This window comes from Ruegeria sp. YTSA168, from assembly GCF_059610045.1.
Window position 1 is genome coordinate 152,715 of sequence record NZ_JBXWMW010000005.1, and the last position, 19,562, is coordinate 172,276.

Sequence of the window (19,562 nt, forward strand, 5' to 3'; positions counted from 1 at the left end):
CCTCGCGCTCCGGGATATTTAGAGCCAGATGAAGATTGGATCCCTGCTTCATCTGGCCGCAAATATCCCGGGGGAGTCGCCCAAAGGGCGGCGGGGGCAGCGCCCCCCCTCTGGCAAAACCTGTTTCTGTCTGCCATAGCCTAGGCAACCCGCGCCCCATCGCTGAAAGAGAGCCTATGACCCAGATTATCTCCTCACTGACCGAGATTTCGGACCGTTACAAGGCGCTGTTTGTCGACCTCTGGGGATGCGTCCACAACGGTATTACGGCGTTTCCCGAAGCGGTGGCTGCGTTGCAATCCTATCGCGCGGCGGGCGGTTTGGTCGTTCTGGTGACCAACTCGCCCAAACCACGGGCCGGGGTTGCCTCGCAATTGGCGCAGTTCAACGTGCCAGACGATGCCTATGACACCATCGCGACCAGCGGAGATTCTGCCCGGTCTGCCATGTTCCGCGGTGTTGTTGGGCACAAGGTCTATTTCATGGGAGAATGGGAACGCGACGCTGGTTTTTTCGAACCGTTGAAACTGTTGGATCATCCGATCCATATTGACCGCGTTCCGCTGGATCAGGCTGAAGGGATCGTATGTTGCGGGCCCTTTGATCCCATGGCGGACCCGGATGTGAACCGCGCGGATTTCCTATATGCCAAGCAAATGGGAATGAAACTGCTCTGTGCGAACCCAGATATCGTGGTGGATCGGGGTGAGGTGCGCGAGTGGTGCGCAGGGGCCCTGGCGAAGCTTTATACTGAAATGGGTGGCGAAAGTCTCTATTTTGGCAAACCTCATCCCCCGATCTACGATCTGGCCCGTCGCAGGCTACAGGAACTGGGCGCGGACATTCCCGATGGAGACATCCTGGCCATTGGTGATGGCCCCCACACCGACATTCTGGGCGGCATGGGTGAGGGAATCGATACACTGTTTATCTCGGGCGGTTTGGCCGCAGCTGAAACAAAAACAACACATCATCCGCACGAAGAATCCCTAACTGGCTATATTCAAAAAGAAAAGATCAACCCAACCTACACGATTGGCCGTTTGAGATAGAAATTTTGGGCTTGATTTTCTGCATCTGCGAAGTAATAAAGTTGCCATCTTAGGGCGATCAGTGGATTTTTGTTTCACGGTCGATGTCGAGTGAGGGCAACATGTTGGATAATCTTCCACGCGGAACGATCTGTATCGAAGACATCGAAATGGGCATGACCCGTCACCTGCGCAAAGTGGTGACAGACGAAGATATCGAGATGTTTGCTCAGGTGTCCACCGACCGGAACCCGGTGCATCTGGATGATGACTATGCGCGCGATACGATCTTTGAGGGCCGGATTGCCCATGGGATGCTGACGGCGGGTCTGATCTCGGCCGTGATTGGCGAGCAGCTGCCGGGCCATGGCACAGTTTATATGGGCCAGTCGCTGAAATTCCTGGCACCAGTGCGCCCCGGCGACATGGTCTATGCCGAGGTCAAAGTGATCGACATCGAATTTGCCAAACGCCGCGTCAAGCTGGACTGCCATTGCTCGGTCGATGGCAAAAAGGTTCTGATCGGCGAGGCGATGGTACTGGCCCCATCGCGAAAATTCGACTGATCAGCGTTCAACCGATACCGATCCGTCGCCGATTGCGTTCCAGAGCGATGGAAAACGCTTTGGCTCTCTGCCCGAGCAGTAACGCCGGCGGTATTGCAGCCAGGAATTTTTCACCCACTCGGATGAGGTGCTTGAACATAGCTGGGATGAACAGTACCCACTTCGCATGCAGATCATCCGAGACTTCCAGTTTGTTGAGCCAGAAGATCGCGGCGCCAGCGTGGCGATCGGGAACTTTGATGGCGTGCACCTTGGGCATCAGTCGGTCATCGCGCTGGCCCGCAACGCGGCCCCTGATGCACCGCTGGGTGTTTTGACGTTCGAGCCGCATCCGCGTGAGTATTTTGCACCTGACACACAGCCCTTTCGGCTGATGCGTGGGAATGCACGGGCGCACCGGTTGGAAAAGCTGGGCGTCGAAAAACTGTATGAACTGCCCTTCAACGCCGCACTTGCAGGTCTGTCGCCTGTGGAGTTCGCCCGCAATGTGATCTGCGATGGCCTCGGCCTGTCGCATGTAGTTGTCGGCGCCGATTTCTGTTTTGGCAAAGGGCGCAGCGGAACGGCAGATGATCTGATCCGCTTTGGGCAGGATATGGGATTTGGCGTGACGATCGCACCGCTGATGGAGCGCTCTGACAATGTGGTGTCCTCGACCGCGATCCGAACTGCGCTCAGTGAAGGCAAGCCACGGGACGTCGCTGCTATGCTGGGCCATTGGCACCGGATCGAAGGCGAAGTGATTGGAGGCGAGCAACGCGGGCGTGAGCTGGGTTTTCCAACGGCCAACATGTCCATCGAAGGGCTGCACCCGCCGAAATTCGGAGTCTATGCCGTATTGGTCGATGTGTTGGATGGCCCGCATAGGGGCAGCTATCACGGTGCGGCCTCGGTCGGGGTGCGGCCCATGTTCAACGGTGAAGTGCCCAATATTGAAACCTTCCTTTTTGACTTTTCCGGCGATCTGTATGGCGCGACCTTGTCGGTGGGTCTGATTGATTTCCTGCGCCCGGAACTGACCTTTGACGGGCTGGACGCTTTGATCGCGCAAATGGATGCGGATTGCGACAAGGCGCGCAGCATTCTGGGCGGCCTATGAGCGCGGACCCGATTGAACGCACAGGCTTGCCTGCCCGGTTCTGGGAACGCAAACCCCTGCGCAAGATGAACCAGCGCGAGTGGGAGGCTTTGTGCGACGGCTGCGGCAAATGTTGCCTGAACAAGCTGGAGGACGAGGACAGTGGCGAGGTTGCCCTGACCTGCGTTGCTTGCCGATTGCTGGATGATGAAAGCTGCCGGTGCATGCAATATGATATCCGACATCAATTTGTGCCCGAATGTATCGTCATGACGCCCGACAACATCGACGATCACGCCTATTGGCTGCCGCAAACCTGCGCCTATCGTCTGCTCTGGGAAGGCAAGCGGTTGTACGATTGGCACCCTCTGATATCCGGCACGCCGGACAGCGTGCATGCGGCCGGCGTTTCCGTTCAGGGGCGCACCGTTTCCGAGTTTGAAACCCCCATGGAAGAGTGGGAAGACCACATTATTGAGGAGCCAACCTAATGTTCTTTGCCTCTGACAATTCCGGCCCGGTCCATCCTAATGTTCTGGCCAAACTGGCTGAAGCCAATCAGGGCTATCAGATGGCCTATGGGGCGGACACGATGATGGATAAGGTTCGCGCAGGCATTCGCGAAGTCTTTGAGGCACCAAACGCGGCGGTCTACCTGGTGGCAACCGGGACAGCGGCGAATTCGCTGGCTCTGGCCACCTTGTCCAACCCTTGGGAGACGATCTTTTGCTCTCCGGTCGCCCATATTCATGAGGATGAGTGCAACGCGCCCGAATTCTACAGCGGGGCCAAACTGACGCTTGTTCCAGGCGGTGACAAGATGACGCCCGACGCGTTGCGGGGGTCGATCCTTGGCGAGGAAACACGCGGCGTTCACGGACCGCAGCGCGGGCCCGTATCGATCACGCAGGTGACCGAACGCGGATCGGTCTACACGCTGGAAGAGTTGCAAGCGCTCTGCGCCGTGGCCAAGGAATTCGAGCTACCTGTGCATCTGGACGGCGCACGTTTTTCCAACGCTTTGGTTGCATTGAACTGTTCGCCAGCCGAAATGACATGGAAAGCCGGCGTCGATGCGCTCAGCTTTGGCGGCACCAAGAACGGTCTGTTGGGTGTCGAGGCCGTTGTCTTCTTTGACGAAAGCAAGGCATGGGAGTTTGAGTTGCGCCGCAAACGCGGGGCGCATCTGTTTTCCAAACACCGCTATCTGTCCGCCCAGATGGCTGCCTATCTGGACAATGATCTGTGGCTGAAACTGGCACGTCAGGCCAATGCAAACGCCGCCCGGCTGGCCGATGGGCTGCGCGCCAGGGATGCCTCGTTCCTACACGAGCCACAGGCGAACATGATCTTTACCCAGTTCTCGCGGGCCCGACACAAACAGCTGCATGAGGCTGGGGCCGTCTATCACCTGTGGGGCGCTGAGCTGGATGGGTCGGACGACGAGGAAATTCTGGCTTGCCGGCTGGTCTGTGACTGGTCCATCAGCGACGAACTGATCGACCAGTTTCTGGAGCTGCTCTAACGCTGGCGGCGCTAGAAGGGTGTCACACTTATGACGGCAATCCGCTCCAGAACGCCGCGATTGCGGCACCGGTTTCGCGTGGATGAGAGATGGGGGCCATATGCCCCGCTCCTTCGATCACGGCGCTTTGGGCCTTTGGAAGGCGGGTCTGCAAACCACTATTGATGGCAACCATTACCTTATGGGTCTGCGAGCCGTGCAGCAATAGAACCGGCATTTTGGCCTGCGCGATCCTGATAGGGTCCAGCAGCCCCATAGTGTCGTTGAGCAGTGCGTTTTCCACTGCCCCCACCAGATGAATACCGCGCACCATCCCAGCGCGTGCAGCTTCGGGCAGGTCGGCCCAGTGCGGCCCGGCGTCCCCGGTCCACATGCGATTGAACAGGCGGGCGGCCAAAGGTTCATCCCCGGCTGCAATCGCATCCATATAGGGTTGCGCGACATGCGCATATTCTGCGACCAGTTCCGGCGCCGCCTGCTGCGCTACGGCAAAGAATACCGGCTCGATCAGAACAACGCTGCGGACCAGTTCAGGATGTTCCACCGAAAGCCGCAAGGCGATCATCGCCCCAAAGGAATGGCCGATCACATCCATAGGTTCCGTCAGATGTTCAAGCGTAGCCTCGGTCAAACGTTCAAACAGATCACCCTGTCGGTCCCAGTCTGGGCTGCGTCCGTGCGACAGCATATCCGGCGCAACAAAACTCGCCTGCCCATTCATCACCGCGGCAAGACCGGCCCAGACGCCCGAATGGGCAATGGTGCAATGCAGGGCCAGAACCTTGCGATCGCCTTGGCCTAGGTGGCTGACATGTAAGTTTTGCGCTACGGACATCTTGATCTTCTACCCTTGATGGTCGGCCAGATGTCGCTCCAGGTCCGCTAGCCGATCCTGCCCCCAGAACCGCTGATCGTCCTCGGTGATATAGAATGGGGCACCAAACACACCGCGCTCCACGGCTTCTTCCAGATTGGCGGTATAGGTCTCAGCCCCAAGCAGCAAGCCGCTATCGGCCAAATCCGGGGAAAACCCTGCGTCAGCCAGACAGGCACGGATCACATCATCCTGTGCCACGTCCTTTTCTTCAGCCCAGCAGGCGCGCAACAGCGAATGGCACAGCTTGCCCACATCGCCTGATCCGTCCTTGATCGCGGCGATCACTGCGTAGGAAGATGGGGCCATATTCGTGGGCCAATGCGCCGGTTGCAGATTAAACGTCATACCCAAATTTCTGGCCTGCCGCAGCAGCTCTTGCGCGCGGTACTCGATGCGAGAGATATGCCTGTCTTTCGGCGGCGTACCTCCGGTGCGCGCAAACAAGGCTATGATATCCAGTGGCTTGTAATTGATCTCCGCGCCATGCTTTGCCGCGATCTCCTCCAGCCGTGTACCTGCCAGGTAGCTATAGGGCGAAATTGTCGCAAAATAGTAGTCAATCCGGGTCATGTTCACTTTCTCCGCTGGGTTACCTTTGCGGGACGGTAAGGCCATGCTAAGCGGTGTCAACATCACGAATCTGTCACATTGCCAAAGCTGCCCGGGGACCTCAGCCGATGCCGACACTTCACGAACCCAAGCTTATTGCTGGGAACGCAAATCTTCCACTTGCCGAAACCATCGCACGCCGCATGAGCTTGCATCGTGGTGTTGACCAGGGACTGGTCGATGCGCGGGTTGAACGGTTCAATGACGGCGAGATTTTCGTCGAAGTGTTCGAAAATGTGCGCGGCGAGGATATGTTCATTGTCCAGCCAACCTCGAACCCGGCCAATGACAACCTGATGGAGCTGCTGATCATCGCCGATGCGCTGCGCCGGTCCTCTGCTCAACGGATCACTGCCGTCATCCCATATTTCGGCTATGCCCGTCAGGACCGCCGCACCAAGGCGCGCACGCCGATCAGTGCCAAGCTGGTAGCCAACATGCTGACCGGCGCCGGGATCGAGCGTGTTTTGACCATGGATCTGCACGCCGCGCAGATACAGGGGTTCTTTGATATCCCGGTCGACAACCTTTATGCTTCGCCGATTTTTGCGCTGGATGTGAAAACCCAGTTCAAGGAAAATTTGGACGAGATCATGGTGGTCTCACCCGATGTCGGCGGCGTGGCCCGTGCACGGGAATTGGCCAAACGGATCAACGCGCCACTGTCGATCGTGGATAAACGCCGCGAAAAAGCCGGTGAAGTGGCGGAAATGACCGTCATCGGGGACGTGAAGGACAAGATCTGCCTGATCGTAGACGACATGTGCGACACCGCCGGAACGCTCTGCAAGGCGGCGCAGGTACTGCTGGACAACGGCGCCAAGGAAGTCCATTCCTACATCACCCACGGCGTCATGAGCGGCCCGGCGGTTGAACGTGTGACGAACTCGGTGATGAAGTCGCTTGTGCTGACCGACACGATCCAGCCGAGACCCGAGGTGGTAAAAGCACCGAACATCCGTATCGTGCCCACCGCGCCGATCTTTACGCAGGCCATTCTGAACATCTGGAACGGCACCAGCGTGTCATCACTGTTCGAAGACAAGACGCTGACGCCGATCTATGAGTCGCTCTATCACATGGACTGAGTGTGGGGTCGGGCACATTCCGACCACACCACCGATATTGAACAGGAAACCGCTGAGATGACTGCATCCAAACGTATCGTCCTTTCCAGTGACCACGCCGCCATCGATTTGCGTCAGGCGGTTGCAGCCCACATCATTGGGCAAGGCTGGGACGTCCTGGATATCGGCCCAACCACGCCCGAAAGCACGCACTACCCTCTGCACGGCAAAGCCGCCGCACAGGCCGTAGCGTCGGGTGATTGTCAGTTGGGAATTGTGCTGTGTGGCACCGGCCAGGGCATCATGATGGCCGCCAACAAAGTGCCAGGCATTCGCTGTGGCGTATGTTCCGACACGTTCTCGGCCCGCATGATCCGTCAGCACAACAATGCCAACATGCTATCCATCGGCGCGCGTGTCGTGGGGGAAGGCACGGCACTGGACATCGTAGATGCATTTCTGGATGCTGAATTCGAAGGCGGCCGACATGCAACTCGCGTGGATATGATTGAAGACTGAGCGCTTAGTCATCGCCATCGGTCAAACGCAACGGTTGTAGCTCTAGGCTAAAGGCAAATTGCCCCAACCTGGGTTTCGAATCTTTTCACCATACCATCTTCGGATTGCCACCAAATATCCCAGATGTAAGTGCACGCAAAATCTCCTTTTCTCACGCGTGCAAATCGGTTCTCGGGGTCGACGGGAATACCTTGTAACTGCAACTGATGAACCAGTTCCTCTTCGGGAAACGGCGGTGTGTACTCAACCTCTAGGCGGGCTTGAAGTTCATCCCCTGCTTTTACGAAGTTGACAGGAAGTCCTTGCAACAAAGTGGGCAAAGATTCAGTCGTTCGATCTAATGTTAGGATGTAGCCGGTCGTCAAAGCGAGCGTGATCAGCAGAAGGACGAGTGTTCGACGCACAGCTACCAAACTCATCACGAACGCTCGCGTCTGACCATCGTCTGAACCTCAGGATATGTTCCAATCATCTGCATGCGCCACCTCACCGAAGGCTGTCCAACTCACCCGAATGCGAGCGATCCGGGTGTCAGACCACGTGCGGAACACCGCAGTAAACCCCTCGGGCGTCACATCCACAGCTTTGACTTCGGCGCGTAATGCGGAGGATGTATCCACATCCCAGAGCGAGATCCCGACCTGAACCACTGGCGCAGAGCGGAATGCTTCGGTGAACCGGATCGCAGATCGGCGTTCGCGCGGGCCCTCGCCCGTCCACATGTCGCCCCCTTCGGCGAACTCGGAAAACAGCACCTCTTCGCCCTGATCGATGCCGATGGGATGGGTTAGAAATTTCTTCATTCTGTCATCATTGTTCTTGAATTCCAGAAACCTACTCTGCCTTTTTGGCGAAAGCACGACAAAAAACGGCCCCGCAAAAGCGAGGCCGTTCAAGTGTTGCGTGTTGAACCTGTTACAGGCTCATATGCGTTCCAAGGGCTTCCATATCGGCCAGCAGCTTGGCGGCATCATCAACGATGGTCTGATCGTCACCGGCCTTGGCGGCCTCGTGCGAGGCGCGCGCCTCTTCAATCATCTCATCCAGATGCGACCGGGTCACTTCCGAGACCGGGATGGCCTTTTCGGCCAATACCGACAGGCTGTCGCCGTTGATCTGGGCAAACCCACCGGTGACCAGGTATTCGCTGGTGCCTTCGGGTGCCTCGACCTTCAGCAGACCGGGGCGCAGCGTCGTGATCGTCGGGGCATGATCCGGCATCGCCGTCATGTCCCCGTCTGCGCCGGGAATCTGGACCGCGCTGGCCTCAAGCGAAGCAAGGCTCCGCTCGGGGCTGACGAGGTCGAATTGCATCGTGTTTGCCATCAAGGATACTCCTTAGGCGGCTTCTGCGGCCATCTTCTCCGCTTTGGCGATCACATCGTCGATACCGCCAACCATCAGGAAGGCCGCTTCGGGCAAGTGATCGTATTCGCCGGCCACAACGGCCTTGAACGACGAGATGGTGACATCCAGAGGAACCTGAACGCCAGGGCTGCCGGTGAAGACTTCGGCAACGTCGAACGGCTGCGACAGGAAGCGCTCGATCTTACGGGCACGGGCAACGGTCAGTTTGTCTTCTTCCGACAGTTCGTCCATGCCGAGGATGGCGATGATGTCCTGCAACGACTTGTAGCGCTGGAGGATCTGCTGAACGTCGGTCGCTACCGCGTAGTGCTCTTCACCAACGATGGCCGGGTCCAACAGACGCGAGGACGAGTCGAGCGGGTCAACAGCCGGGTAGATACCCTTTTCCGAGATCGCACGGTTAAGAACGGTGGTCGCATCCAGGTGAGCAAACGATGTTGCCGGCGCGGGGTCGGTCAGGTCGTCCGCAGGCACGTAGATCGCCTGCACCGAGGTGATCGAGCCCGACTTGGTCGAGGTAATGCGTTCCTGCAGGGCACCCATGTCGGTCGCCAGCGTCGGCTGATAGCCCACGGCTGACGGAATACGACCCAGCAGAGCCGAAACCTCAGAGCCCGCCTGTGTGAAGCGGAAGATATTGTCGACGAAGAACAGAACGTCGGTACCGGACTGGTCGCGGAACTGCTCGGCCAGAGTCAGACCTGTCAGAGCAACACGTGCACGTGCTCCCGGAGGTTCGTTCATCTGACCGTAAACCAGCGCAACCTGCGATTCCGACAGATTGTCAGGCTTGATCACGTTCGATTCGATCATCTCGTGGTACAGGTCGTTGCCTTCACGGGTCCGTTCACCAACACCCGCGAACACCGAGAAGCCCGAGTGCACTTTTGCGATGTTGTTGATCAGTTCCATGATCAGAACGGTTTTGCCTACGCCAGCGCCGCCGAACAGGCCGATCTTACCGCCCTTGGCGTACGGGGCCAGCAGGTCAACAACCTTGATGCCTGTAACCAGAACTTCCGACTCGGTCGACTGTTCCGCGAAGGTCGGCGCAGGCTGGTGGATGGCGCGGGCTTCGCTTGCCTCAACCGGACCTTTTTCGTCGATCGGCTCGCCGACGACGTTCAGGATACGGCCCAGGGTGGCGTTGCCAACCGGAACCGAGATCGGTGCGCCGGTGTCGGTGACCACTTCGCCACGGACCAGACCTTCGGTCGCGTCCATCGCGATGGTGCGGACAGTGTTTTCACCCAGGTGCTGAGCAACTTCCAACACCAGGCGCTTGCCGTTGTTGGTGGTTTCCAGCGCGTTCAGAATTTCAGGCAGCGCGTCATCGAACTGCACGTCAACGACGGCCCCGATGATCTGTGTGACTTTGCCTTTTGCATTCGCCATGTTTCGTCTCCGGTTAGTCTCTACAGCGCTTCGGCGCCGGAAATAATTTCAATCAGCTCGTTGGTGATCACGGCCTGACGTGAGCGGTTGAACTGGATCGTCAGCTTGTCGATCATCTCACCCGCGTTGCGTGTCGCGTTGTCCATCGCGGACATCCGTGCACCCTGTTCAGACGCTCCGTTTTCGAGCAGAGCCGAGAAGATCGCGGTCGCAACCCCCTTGGGCAGCAGGTCGGCCAGAATGGCCTCTTCACTGGGCTCGTAATCGAAAATGGCACCGCTGTCGTCACCTGCCGCATCGTCCTCGAACGAGGCGGGAATGACCTGCTGTGCCGTCGGAATTTGGGTCACAACGTTGACGAACTTCGAATAGAAGATCGTCGCAACATCGAACTCACCCCCGTCAAAGCGGGACAGGATGTCCTTGGCAATGTCCTGCGCGTTGGAATACCCAATGCGTTTGACCTCGCTCAGGTCGACATGTCCAACGAACAGATCGCCAAAATCACGCTTGAGCGCATCGCGGCCTTTCTTGCCGACGGTTAAAACTTTGACCGTCTTGCCCTGGCCGCGCAGCTCGCCCGCCTTTTGGCGGGCCAGCTTGGCGATATTCGAGTTGAAGCCACCACACAGGCCGCGTTCAGCTGTCATAACAACCAGCAGATGGACATCATCACTGCCCGTACCACGGAGCAGCTTGGGGGCGCTGTCGCTGCCCCCGACCGACGCCGCCAGCCCCGCCATCACGGCATTGAACCGTTCGGCATAGGGGCGCGAGGCTTCGGCAGATTCCTGGGCGCGGCGCAGTTTTGCAGCCGCGACCATCTGCATGGCCTTGGTGATCTTGCGGGTCGATTTGACCGACTCGATCCTGTTTTTAAGGTCCTTCAGACTAGGCATCGGAACCTCCTATCAAGCGAAGGTCGCGGCGTATTCGTCGATCGCTGCTTTGACCTTGTCGGACGCTTCACCTTTGATCTTCGGATCTTCGTCGGTGATCCACTTCAGCAGGTCAGCATGCTTACCACGCAGATGCGCCAGCAGACCGGCCTCATAGCGGCCAACGTCTGAGACGTCGATCTTGTCGAGATAACCGTTGGTGCCCGCAAAGATGACGCAGACGATCTCGGCGTTGGTCAGCGGCGAGTACTGCGGCTGTTTCATCAGCTCGGTCAGGCGCGCACCACGGTTCAGCAACTGCTGAGTGGCGGCGTCTAGGTCCGAACCAAACTGCGCAAAGGCCGCCATTTCGCGGTACTGAGCCAGCTCCAGTTTCACCGGACCAGCAACCGATTTCATCGCATCGGTCTGAGCCGACGAGCCCACACGCGAAACCGACAGACCGGTGTTCACGGCAGGACGGATGCCCTGGTAGAAAAGTTCGGTTTCCAGGAAGATCTGACCGTCGGTGATCGAAATCACGTTGGTCGGAATAAACGCCGAAACGTCACCACCCTGGGTTTCGATAACCGGCAGAGCGGTCAGCGAGCCCGCGCCGAAATCTTCGTTCAGCTTCGCCGAACGCTCCAGCAGGCGGGAGTGGAGATAGAAAACGTCACCCGGATACGCTTCGCGGCCCGGCGGGCGGCGCAGCAGCAGGGACATTTGACGATAGGACACAGCCTGTTTTGACAGGTCATCGTAGATGATCAGCGCGTGACGGCCATTGTCACGGAAGTACTCGGCCATCGCAGTCGCGGCGTAAGGCGCCAGAAACTGCATCGGCGCCGGGTCGGACGCGGTCGCGGCGACAACGATTGAGTATTCAATCGCGCCGGACTCTTCCAGTTTCTTCACCAGCTGCGCAACGGTCGAACGCTTCTGACCAACCGCAACATAAACGCAGTACAGTTTCTTCGACTCGTCATCACCAGCAGCTTCGTTGTAGACCTTCTGGTTCAGGATGGTGTCCAGCGCAACGGCGGTTTTACCTGTCTGACGGTCCCCAATGATCAGTTCCCGCTGGCCACGACCAATCGGGATCATCGCGTCAACCGATTTCAGGCCGGTTGCCATCGGCTCGTGCACCGATTTACGCGGGATGATGCCGGGCGCTTTGACGTCTGCAACGCCACGCTTGGTTGCGCTGATCGGGCCTTTGCCGTCCAGCGGGTTGCCCAGACCATCAACAACGCGACCCAGCAACTCGTCACCGATCGGAACGTCCACGATCGAGTTGGTGCGCTTAACAGTGTCACCTTCTTTGATATCACGGTCGGAGCCGAAGATAACGACACCGACGTTGTCGCTTTCCAGGTTCAGCGCCATGCCCATGATGCCACCGGGGAATTCGACCATCTCACCGGCTTGCACGTTGTCCAGGCCGTATACACGGGCAATCCCGTCACCGACGCTCAGCACGCGGCCGATTTCGGCCACTTCGGCTTCCTGACCAAAATTCTTGATCTGGTCCTTCAGGATTGCAGAAATCTCTGCAGCTTGGATTCCCATTTATCCGACCTCTTTCATTGCATTCTGTAGGGAGTTCAGCTTCGAACGGATCGAACTGTCGATCATTTTCGAGCCCACTTTAACGACAAGACCGCCGATGAGGCTTTCATCCACGGTCGCATTGATAGTCACGGTCTTGCCCACACGCTCGGACAGCGTCTTGGACAGCTTTTCCATTTGCGTCTTGGTTAGCGCTTTGGCCGAGGCTACATCAGCGGTCACTTCGCCACGCTCTTCAGCCAGCATCTCGCGCAGAACCTGCACCAGCTGCGGTACAACAAACAGGCGGCGTTTCTGTGCCATCAGGCCCAATGTATTACTGAGCAGGGTGTTCAGACCCATTTTCGAAGCGATTGCGGTAATCGCGCCCTCTTGCTCGGTACGGGAAACCAGCGGCGAAGCGATCAGATCGCGCAAATCGGCGCTGTCGCCCAAAGCTGCTGCCAGATCGTTGATTCCGGTTTCCAGACCTGCAAGGTCGTTATTCTCTTTCGCGATCGCGAAGATCGCAGTGGCATAGCGCTCGGCGATGCCTGTGGAAATCGAAGCTGGTTCGGACACGTCCACCCTTCCGATATTTTAGGCCCCGAAAACCGCGCGCGCAGCCACCCCGGGGGCGTGAAGAAACCCCGTCCTTAAAGGGCGGGGATCAAAATCACCGGGGATGTAACAGAGGTGAACCAACCTAGCAACATAATATAGCGGCAATGAATTTATCCACAAACTGTTTAGATTCAGCATGTTAGAAAAAGTGCGACGCTTTGAACCCATCAGAGCGTTTCAAAAATGTTTCGAAACTGAAGGTTTTTGCGATTCCTGCGGCCTTTTTGCAGCGGATTTGCTGCTGAACCCGCCTCATGGAGACGACAACATGTCAGGCCGGTCTAAGCAATCCGTCGGATGCCTTGATCGGGCGTCTCACCGCATCTTTTGTCACGCTGCCGCTGGGTGGCCGCAGGTGTTTGCTGACCTCAACCATCAACACGCCGCCCGCCATGATTGTTGGCAAGCGCTGACCGGTTTTTTCAATCAGCCCGCCGGATTTCAGCCAGTATTTTCGAAACGAGGGCAGAAGATACAACGCGGAACAGTGATTTTCGGGCACGAAATGATGCGCCTTCAGCTGATTTTCCAACTGTGTCGCAGAATAAGGTCGCCCATATCCAAACGGGGTTTTATCCGACCGAGACCATAGCCCCGCCCGGTTCGGCACCACGAAAAAGGCCCTGCCCCCGGGACCTAGCACGCGCCAGCATTCTTCAAGCAACTGGCTTGGTCGTTCCGATGTCTCAAGCCCATGCATCACCACCAGCTTATCCACATGACCAGTCTCAATCGGCCACATGGTTTCTTCCGTCAGAACCGACACGTTTGGCATACCGGCAGGCCAGGGCATCACCCCCTGCGGCCCCGGCATAAGGCCGATCACGCGGCGCGCATCCTTCAGGTATGGCCGCAAGAGCGGTACCGCAAAGCCAAAACCGGCAACTGTCTGCCCCTTGGCTTCGGGCCACAGATCCAGCAGGCGACCGCGAATAGCACCCTGCGCCGCGCGCCCCAAAGTGCTGCGGTAGTAAAAATTCCTGAGATCCTGCACATCAAGATGCATTGCGGTGACCTAATCAATCGGCTTAGCTGGGCGCAGTCTAGCAACGAAAGGGCAAAAGGCCATGCCTCTTGAGATCGTAACTATCCCATGTCTCAGCGATAACTACGCCTTTCTGGCGCATGATGCGGCCTCTGGCCAGACCGCGTTGGTGGACGCGCCAGAACCCGGCCCGATTCTGGCCGAACTGCACCAACGCGGGTGGACTCTGAGCCACGTGTTGCTGACGCACCATCATTGGGATCATGTCGATGGCCTGCCGGGCATTCTAGAGAAGCACCCAGCAAAAGTAATTGGTGCGACCGCAGATGCCCATCGTCTGCCACCACTGGACCAACAGGTGTCGGAAGGAGATATTTTCGAACTGGGTGGCGAACCGGTCGAGGTGCTGGATGTCTCGGGGCACACAATGGGTCACATCGCATTCTACCTGCCCAACAGCGCAACTGTCTTCACCGCAGATAGCCTGATGGCCTTGGGTTGTGGCCGCCTGTTCGAGGGGACGCCCGCACAAATGTGGTCATCACTCAACAAGCTGGCGGCTTTACCCGACGAAACAATTGTCTGCTCGGGCCACGAGTATACACAATCCAACGCTAAATTTGCGGTTACGGTCGATCCTGATAACGCCGAATTGCAACAACGCGTGATGGATATAGCGCGGGCACGGGATGCCGGGCAACCAACAGTGCCCTCAACTTTGGCGCTGGAAAAGGCGACAAATCCCTTTCTGCGCGCTGCAGATTCTGCAATTCAGGCGCAGCTGGGCATGGTTGGCGCTAATCCCGCTGTGGTTTTTGCCGAAATCAGGGCTAGAAAAGACCGGTTCTGATGCCTATTTCCCCCTCTTCACGGCCACGGTCACAACAAATGTGACTGTCAAGTGAAAGAAAACCCTTGAAGCCGGGCCACGATCAACCAAACTCTAATACTATGAGGACATGGTTGGGATGGGGATCCGGCCGACAGCCCGCCCCCTTCTGACCCAAGACAGAGGAGCACCCGCGTGCCTTCATTCTCGAGCACATTAGAACAAGCCATCCACGCGGCCCTGGCGGCTGCGAATGAACGGCGACACGAGTTTGCAACGCTGGAGCATCTGCTTCTGGCGCTTCTGGAAGAACCTGACGCGATCCGCGTCATGAAAGCCTGTAGCGTCGATCTGGATGAGCTGCGCAGCACTTTGGTCGAGTTTATCGACGAAGATTTGTCAAACCTTGTCACCGATATCGATGGATCAGAGGCCGTGCCAACGGCTGCTTTCCAGCGCGTGATCCAGCGTGCCGCGATCCACGTGCAAAGCTCTGGCCGTACCGAAGTCACCGGCGCTAACGTGTTGGTAGCCATCTTCGCTGAGCGCGAAAGCAACGCCGCCTATTTCCTGCAGGAACAGGACATGACCCGTTACGACGCGGTCAACTTCATCGCGCATGGTGTCGCCAAGGACCCTGCCTATGGCGAAAGCCGTACAGTTTCCGGCGCCGATCAGGCCGAGGAAGAGGTTCAGGCCAGTGCTGGTGAGGGAGAACAAAAGGAAAGCGCACTGGCGAAATACTGCGTCGACCTGAACGCTAAATCGCGGGCTGGCGATGTGGACCCGCTGATCGGGCGCTCGGATGAGGTTGAACGCTGCATCCAGGTCCTGTGCCGTCGTCGCAAGAATAACCCGCTTCTGGTGGGCGATCCCGGGGTTGGCAAAACCGCCATTGCCGAGGGTCTGGCCCACAAAATCGTTGGTGGTGATGCGCCTGACGTGCTGTCCGAAACCACCATTTATTCGCTCGATATGGGGGCCCTACTTGCCGGAACGCGCTATCGCGGCGATTTCGAGGAACGCCTGAAAGCGGTTGTAACCGAGTTGGAAGATCACCCCGACGCGGTCCTGTTTATCGACGAGATTCACACTGTCATTGGGGCCGGGGCGACCTCGGGCGGCGCAATGGATGCGTCCAATCTTCTGAAGCCTGCGCTACAGGGCGGCAAGCTGCGCACCATGGGCTCGACCACTTACAAGGAGTTCCGTCAGCATTTTGAAAAAGATCGCGCGCTGAGCCGCCGGTTCCAGAAGATCGACGTGAACGAACCGTCGGTTGAGGACAGCGTCAAGATTTTGCGGGGTCTGAAACCGTATTTCGAAGAGCATCACGACATCAAATATACCGCAGATGCAATCAAGACTGCAGTTGAATTGGCAGCGCGCTATATCAACGACCGGAAACTGCCGGACAAGGCCATCGACGTGATTGACGAAGCAGGTGCTGCACAGCATCTCGTTGCTGAAAGCAAGCGTCGCAAGACCATTGGCGTCAAAGAGATTGAGGCTGTGGTGGCCAAGATTGCGCGCATCCCGCCAAAGAATGTCACCAAGGACGATGCGGCGGTTCTGAAAGATCTCGAAGCCTCGCTGAAACGCGTCGTGTTTGGGCAGGATCTGGCAATCGAAGCGCTGTCCAGCGCCATCAAACTGGCCCGCGCCGGTCTGCGTGAGCCCGAAAAGCCCATAGGCAACTACCTGTTTGCTGGTCCGACCGGTGTGGGTAAAACCGAAGTGGCAAAACAGCTGGCCGATACGCTGGGTGTAGAGCTTCTGCGGTTTGACATGTCGGAATACATGGAAAAACACGCCGTCAGCCGCCTGATTGGTGCACCTCCGGGCTATGTCGGGTTCGATCAGGGTGGTCTGTTGACTGATGGCGTCGACCAGCACCCGCATTGCGTGTTGCTGCTGGACGAGATCGAAAAGGCGCATCCGGATGTGTTCAACATCCTGCTGCAGGTTATGGATCACGGTGAGCTGACCGACCATAACGGCCGGACGGTGAATTTCCGCAACGTTGTGCTGATCATGACCTCGAACGCAGGCGCGCAGGAACAGGCCAAGGCCGCCATCGGCTTTGGACGTGACCGGCGCGAAGGCGAAGACACCGCCGCGATCGAGCGTATGTTCACGCCAGAATTCCGCAACCGTCTGGATGCTGTGATCTCCTTCGCGCCGCTGCCGAAAGAGGTCATCTTGCAAGTGGTCGAGAAATTCGTGCTGCAGCTTGAAGCTCAATTGCTGGATCGTGGCGTGACCATCGACCTGACTCCAAAGGCTGCTGAGTGGCTGGCTGACAAAGGATATGACGACAAGATGGGCGCCCGCCCGCTTGGCCGCGTAATCCAGGAGCACATTAAGAAGCCTCTGGCCGAAGAACTGCTGTTCGGCAAATTGGCCAAGGGCGGTGTGGTGCGCGTCTCAGTCAAGAAAGGTGACCTGAACCTTGAGATACTGGGCCCTAATCAGCCGCGAATTCCAGGGGACAAGCCTCCTTTGCTGACAGCTGACTAGATAAGCTGAAGAATTGAACGAAAAAGCCCGCTGACGAAACAGCGGGCTTTTTCACGTTAGGACAATTTCACTCGACACGTCGATCCTACTGCGTTTCGGCTTTCATTTGAGACACGAATGCCCTGCCACGCCGTTAGCAGTTTCGGGACAGTTGGCCACATATAAGTCTGACAAAGCCCGAAACGCTTTAGGTATTTTGCCAAAGCTCCTCCATCGGGCGCCAGCTCGTCTGCGGTATCATCTGATTCAGATCGAATTGAAACCAATTCCCCCTCCGCCTGCGCGTTGATCGTAAGCCCGATCAATGGCCACGCCAGACAGCCCACAAAACAGCAAAATACCGACACCCCGTGTCCAACAGACAAAACGTCCCCTCGCACTCAGTGACCAGTTTGGGACACTGATTTCAGGATCGATCAGAACTTCGGGGTGGATCAGATAGCGCGCGACCCGATTTTGTGATCCAGCGCCCACAACTCTACCTTTCGGTCAGCTTCAGCTCGATACGACGGTTCTGTGCGCGGGCTTGTGGCGTATTGTCTTGGTTTACCGGCTGGAACTCTCCAAACCCGTTGGCCGCAAGGCGGTTCGGCGGGATACCCAAAGCGTCAACCATATAACGCACCACCGACAGAGCGCGGCCCTGACTTAACTCCCAATTGTCCCGATACCGGCCCGACCCGGCAAACGGGACATTGTCGGTGTGCCCGTCCACCCGAATGACCCAATTCAAACTCTCAGGGATTTCTGCGGCCACAGTGCGCAGGATCGCAGCAACCTTCGCCACTTCTTGTCTACCTTCTGGCGACAACACGGCCGAACCTGTGTCGAACAATACTTCGGACGAGAACACGAACCGGTCGCCTTCGATCCGCACGCCTTCCTGATTGCCCAGAACATCGCGTAGCCGGCCAAAGAATTCAGACCGATAGCGTTGCAAGTCTTCAGCCTGCGCCGTCAGCTCCTGGTTCTGATCCGTCAGTTCCTCGGCCTCGGCCTCAAGCCGTATCCGCTCTGCCTCTTCCAGCAATCGGCGGCGGCGCTCCTCTGAGGCGGCGCGTGCCAATGCGGCGTTAAGATCCTGACCCAGGGTCTGGATCTGAATCTCTGCAGCGGTGTTGCGTTCTTCGTAATCATCCAACAGTGCCTGCAATGATCCCAACTGACCACGCAGCGCTGCGATTTGCTGGTTCAGCAATGCTGCCTCGCGCTGTGCCTTGGCGGAAATCGCTTGCTCTGCCGACAGCGTCTCGCGCGCGACATCAAGAAGCGCGGCTTGTTGTTCAACCAGCGATCTCTGTTCAGCGGCGTCTGCCTGCGCTTCGGTCTGGGCCTCCAAAGCGGCTTCTAGCTGCGCCCTAAGCTCTTCAGTGTCCAGATCACCGAACTGACGTTCCAGCTCCGCGCGTGCGGCACGCGCTGCGGCCAGCAATGTCAGGGTTTCCTCGGCCTCTTTGCGCTGCGCTTCCAGCGCAAGGGTCATGGCCGTCAATTCGGCATCGGCATCCTGCAACCGATTGCGCAGGTTCTCGGCTGCTGCGGCTTCAGCGAGGCGCGCGGCCTCTTCCTCGGTCAGCTGTTGTTCCAGTTCTGCAATCTGCGCAGCCCGCTCCGCTCCGGTTTGTTCCAGATCGGCAACCAGAGCTTCCAGCGCTTCACGGCGGGCAGCGGCAAGGCGCGCCGCCTCAGCCTGCGCGTCAATTTCCGCGCGACTTTGCGCCAGGGCCTGGTTCAAAGATGCGCGCTGATCTTCCAATGCAGCGATATCTTCTTGCGCCTGGGCCTGATCGGCCAACAGCGCCGCGACCTGAGCTTCAAAATCGGTGATCCGACCCTGCGCTTGGGCCAGATCGTCTTCGGCCTGTGTCAGGGTTGCGTTCAAAGCCCCCAACCGGGCCTGCAATCGGCTGTTTTCGCGTTCTTCCAAACCCAAAGCACCCGCCAGAGCAGCCACTTCATCCGCCAGCGCGGTTAGCTCATCTTCTTGGCCAGAGATTGTTTCACGCAACACGAACTGCACAACCATGAAAATGGTCAGCACAAAGGTCAGCACCATCAACAGGCCCGTCATCGCGTCCACGAAACCGGGCCAGACTGAGCCCTGGAACCGTTGACCAGTGCGCCGGGACAGGGCCATGTG

20 protein-coding genes are annotated in these 19,562 nt (G+C 57.8%); 9 read left to right on the forward strand and 11 right to left on the reverse strand.

The features are described from left to right. Positions 1–176: 176 nt before the first annotated feature. The 5 genes from AC2FFE_RS12110 to AC2FFE_RS12130 all read left to right on the forward strand — a co-directional run bounded on the left by AC2FFE_RS12110 (position 177) and on the right by AC2FFE_RS12130 (position 4,200). Entirely contained in the window at positions 177–1,052 is an 876-nt protein-coding gene (locus AC2FFE_RS12110) for a TIGR01459 family HAD-type hydrolase (RefSeq protein WP_480828008.1), read from the forward strand. A gap of 101 nt (positions 1,053–1,153) precedes the next feature. Beyond that, positions 1,154–1,597 carry a MaoC family dehydratase gene (locus AC2FFE_RS12115; RefSeq protein WP_496820293.1) on the forward strand — a complete coding sequence of 148 codons (444 nt, stop codon included), beginning with the start codon at positions 1,154–1,156 and terminating at the stop codon, positions 1,595–1,597. Between the two features lie 166 nt (positions 1,598–1,763). Further along, positions 1,764–2,696, forward strand: a complete 933-nt coding sequence (locus tag AC2FFE_RS12120) for a bifunctional riboflavin kinase/FAD synthetase (RefSeq protein ID WP_496846748.1) — start codon at positions 1,764–1,766, stop codon at positions 2,694–2,696. Further along, positions 2,693–3,166 (forward strand): YcgN family cysteine cluster protein, encoded by a 474-nt coding sequence (locus AC2FFE_RS12125; RefSeq protein ID WP_496846749.1) that lies wholly within the window; start codon positions 2,693–2,695, stop codon positions 3,164–3,166. Before AC2FFE_RS12120 ends, AC2FFE_RS12125 begins: the two co-directional genes overlap by 4 nt. Further along, positions 3,166–4,200 carry a threonine aldolase family protein gene (locus tag AC2FFE_RS12130; RefSeq protein ID WP_496846750.1) on the forward strand — a complete coding sequence of 345 codons (1,035 nt, stop codon included), beginning with the start codon at positions 3,166–3,168 and terminating at the stop codon, positions 4,198–4,200. The genes AC2FFE_RS12125 and AC2FFE_RS12130 overlap by 1 nt, the downstream gene beginning before the upstream one ends. A gap of 28 nt (positions 4,201–4,228) precedes the next feature. Here the strand turns inward: AC2FFE_RS12130 and AC2FFE_RS12135 are convergent, their stop codons facing one another. Beyond that, positions 4,229–5,035 (reverse strand): alpha/beta fold hydrolase, encoded by an 807-nt coding sequence (locus AC2FFE_RS12135; RefSeq protein WP_496846751.1) that lies wholly within the window; start codon positions 5,033–5,035, stop codon positions 4,229–4,231. 9 nt (positions 5,036–5,044) lie between these two features. Next, positions 5,045–5,647 (reverse strand): 2-hydroxychromene-2-carboxylate isomerase, encoded by a 603-nt coding sequence (locus AC2FFE_RS12140; protein ID WP_496846752.1) that lies wholly within the window; start codon positions 5,645–5,647, stop codon positions 5,045–5,047. A gap of 107 nt (positions 5,648–5,754) precedes the next feature. On the opposite strand from AC2FFE_RS12140, the gene AC2FFE_RS12145 reads away from it, so the two are divergent. After that, entirely contained in the window at positions 5,755–6,774 is a 1,020-nt protein-coding gene (locus AC2FFE_RS12145) for a ribose-phosphate pyrophosphokinase (RefSeq protein WP_496846753.1), read from the forward strand. 57 nt (positions 6,775–6,831) lie between these two features. Beyond that, positions 6,832–7,272 carry a ribose 5-phosphate isomerase B gene (rpiB, locus tag AC2FFE_RS12150; RefSeq protein WP_496820286.1) on the forward strand — a complete coding sequence of 147 codons (441 nt, stop codon included), beginning with the start codon at positions 6,832–6,834 and terminating at the stop codon, positions 7,270–7,272. 47 nt (positions 7,273–7,319) lie between these two features. On the opposite strand, the gene AC2FFE_RS12155 is transcribed toward rpiB, so the two are convergent. From AC2FFE_RS12155 to AC2FFE_RS12190, 8 genes are all read right to left on the reverse strand, one after another. Continuing rightward, positions 7,320–7,691 (reverse strand): hypothetical protein, encoded by a 372-nt coding sequence (locus tag AC2FFE_RS12155; protein ID WP_496846754.1) that lies wholly within the window; start codon positions 7,689–7,691, stop codon positions 7,320–7,322. A gap of 33 nt (positions 7,692–7,724) precedes the next feature. After that, positions 7,725–8,075, reverse strand: coding sequence for an H-type lectin domain-containing protein (locus AC2FFE_RS12160; RefSeq protein ID WP_496820284.1), 351 nt, complete (start codon positions 8,073–8,075; stop codon positions 7,725–7,727). A 112-nt stretch (positions 8,076–8,187) separates the two neighbouring features. Further along, positions 8,188–8,598: a F0F1 ATP synthase subunit epsilon gene (locus AC2FFE_RS12165; RefSeq protein ID WP_170536213.1), complete on the reverse strand. Its 411-nt coding sequence runs from the start codon at positions 8,596–8,598 to the stop codon at positions 8,188–8,190. Between the two features lie 12 nt (positions 8,599–8,610). Further along, complete coding sequence (gene atpD / locus AC2FFE_RS12170) at positions 8,611–10,035, reverse strand: F0F1 ATP synthase subunit beta (protein ID WP_496820283.1); 1,425 nt, start codon at positions 10,033–10,035, stop codon at positions 8,611–8,613. A gap of 20 nt (positions 10,036–10,055) precedes the next feature. Continuing rightward, the gene (locus AC2FFE_RS12175) at positions 10,056–10,934 is read right to left on the reverse strand and encodes a F0F1 ATP synthase subunit gamma (RefSeq protein ID WP_496820282.1); all 879 of its coding nucleotides are present in this window, start codon (positions 10,932–10,934) and stop codon (positions 10,056–10,058) included. A gap of 12 nt (positions 10,935–10,946) precedes the next feature. Continuing rightward, a complete protein-coding gene (atpA, locus tag AC2FFE_RS12180; protein ID WP_496820281.1) occupies positions 10,947–12,485 on the reverse strand; it encodes a F0F1 ATP synthase subunit alpha in 1,539 nt (512 codons plus the stop codon). Continuing rightward, a complete protein-coding gene (locus AC2FFE_RS12185) occupies positions 12,486–13,046 on the reverse strand; it encodes a F0F1 ATP synthase subunit delta (RefSeq protein WP_496820280.1) in 561 nt (186 codons plus the stop codon). Positions 13,047–13,359: 313 nt separating this feature from the next. After that, positions 13,360–14,094 (reverse strand): class I SAM-dependent methyltransferase, encoded by a 735-nt coding sequence (locus tag AC2FFE_RS12190; protein WP_496820279.1) that lies wholly within the window; start codon positions 14,092–14,094, stop codon positions 13,360–13,362. A 61-nt stretch (positions 14,095–14,155) separates the two neighbouring features. On the opposite strand from AC2FFE_RS12190, the gene gloB reads away from it, so the two are divergent. Together gloB and clpA are read left to right on the forward strand one after the other, a co-directional pair. Continuing rightward, positions 14,156–14,923 (forward strand): hydroxyacylglutathione hydrolase, encoded by a 768-nt coding sequence (gene gloB / locus AC2FFE_RS12195; RefSeq protein ID WP_496846755.1) that lies wholly within the window; start codon positions 14,156–14,158, stop codon positions 14,921–14,923. A 174-nt stretch (positions 14,924–15,097) separates the two neighbouring features. Further along, a complete protein-coding gene (gene clpA, locus AC2FFE_RS12200) occupies positions 15,098–17,422 on the forward strand; it encodes an ATP-dependent Clp protease ATP-binding subunit ClpA (RefSeq protein WP_496846756.1) in 2,325 nt (774 codons plus the stop codon). A 478-nt stretch (positions 17,423–17,900) separates the two neighbouring features. Here clpA and AC2FFE_RS12205 read toward each other — a convergent pair whose 3' ends face one another. Beyond that, entirely contained in the window at positions 17,901–19,559 is a 1,659-nt protein-coding gene (locus AC2FFE_RS12205) for a peptidoglycan -binding protein (RefSeq protein ID WP_496820276.1), read from the reverse strand. Between the last annotated feature and the right edge of the window lie 3 nt (positions 19,560–19,562).

Excerpts from the sequence above, each read along its gene's own strand:
- AC2FFE_RS12130 (WP_496846750.1), top strand. The coding sequence starts at position 3,166 with ATGTTCTTTGCCTCTGACAATTCCGGCCCGGTCCATCCTAATGTTCTG.
- gloB (WP_496846755.1), top strand. The coding sequence starts at position 14,156 with ATGCCTCTTGAGATCGTAACTATCCCATGTCTCAGCGATAACTACGCC.
- AC2FFE_RS12160 (WP_496820284.1), bottom strand. The coding sequence starts at position 8,075 with ATGAAGAAATTTCTAACCCATCCCATCGGCATCGATCAGGGCGAAGAG.
- AC2FFE_RS12190 (WP_496820279.1), bottom strand. The coding sequence starts at position 14,094 with ATGCATCTTGATGTGCAGGATCTCAGGAATTTTTACTACCGCAGCACT.
- atpD (WP_496820283.1), bottom strand. The coding sequence starts at position 10,035 with ATGGCGAATGCAAAAGGCAAAGTCACACAGATCATCGGGGCCGTCGTT.
- AC2FFE_RS12115 (WP_496820293.1), top strand. The coding sequence starts at position 1,154 with ATGTTGGATAATCTTCCACGCGGAACGATCTGTATCGAAGACATCGAA.
- AC2FFE_RS12110 (WP_480828008.1), top strand. The coding sequence starts at position 177 with ATGACCCAGATTATCTCCTCACTGACCGAGATTTCGGACCGTTACAAG.
- AC2FFE_RS12145 (WP_496846753.1), top strand. The coding sequence starts at position 5,755 with ATGCCGACACTTCACGAACCCAAGCTTATTGCTGGGAACGCAAATCTT.
- AC2FFE_RS12140 (WP_496846752.1), bottom strand. The coding sequence starts at position 5,647 with ATGACCCGGATTGACTACTATTTTGCGACAATTTCGCCCTATAGCTAC.
- AC2FFE_RS12205 (WP_496820276.1), bottom strand. The coding sequence starts at position 19,559 with ATGGCCCTGTCCCGGCGCACTGGTCAACGGTTCCAGGGCTCAGTCTGG.
- AC2FFE_RS12155 (WP_496846754.1), bottom strand. The coding sequence starts at position 7,691 with ATGAGTTTGGTAGCTGTGCGTCGAACACTCGTCCTTCTGCTGATCACG.
- AC2FFE_RS12120 (WP_496846748.1), top strand. The coding sequence starts at position 1,764 with ATGCAGATCATCCGAGACTTCCAGTTTGTTGAGCCAGAAGATCGCGGC.
- AC2FFE_RS12135 (WP_496846751.1), bottom strand. The coding sequence starts at position 5,035 with ATGTCCGTAGCGCAAAACTTACATGTCAGCCACCTAGGCCAAGGCGAT.
- rpiB (WP_496820286.1), top strand. The coding sequence starts at position 6,832 with ATGACTGCATCCAAACGTATCGTCCTTTCCAGTGACCACGCCGCCATC.
- atpA (WP_496820281.1), bottom strand. The coding sequence starts at position 12,485 with ATGGGAATCCAAGCTGCAGAGATTTCTGCAATCCTGAAGGACCAGATC.
- AC2FFE_RS12125 (WP_496846749.1), top strand. The coding sequence starts at position 2,693 with ATGAGCGCGGACCCGATTGAACGCACAGGCTTGCCTGCCCGGTTCTGG.
- AC2FFE_RS12175 (WP_496820282.1), bottom strand. The coding sequence starts at position 10,934 with ATGCCTAGTCTGAAGGACCTTAAAAACAGGATCGAGTCGGTCAAATCG.
- AC2FFE_RS12165 (WP_170536213.1), bottom strand. The coding sequence starts at position 8,598 with ATGGCAAACACGATGCAATTCGACCTCGTCAGCCCCGAGCGGAGCCTT.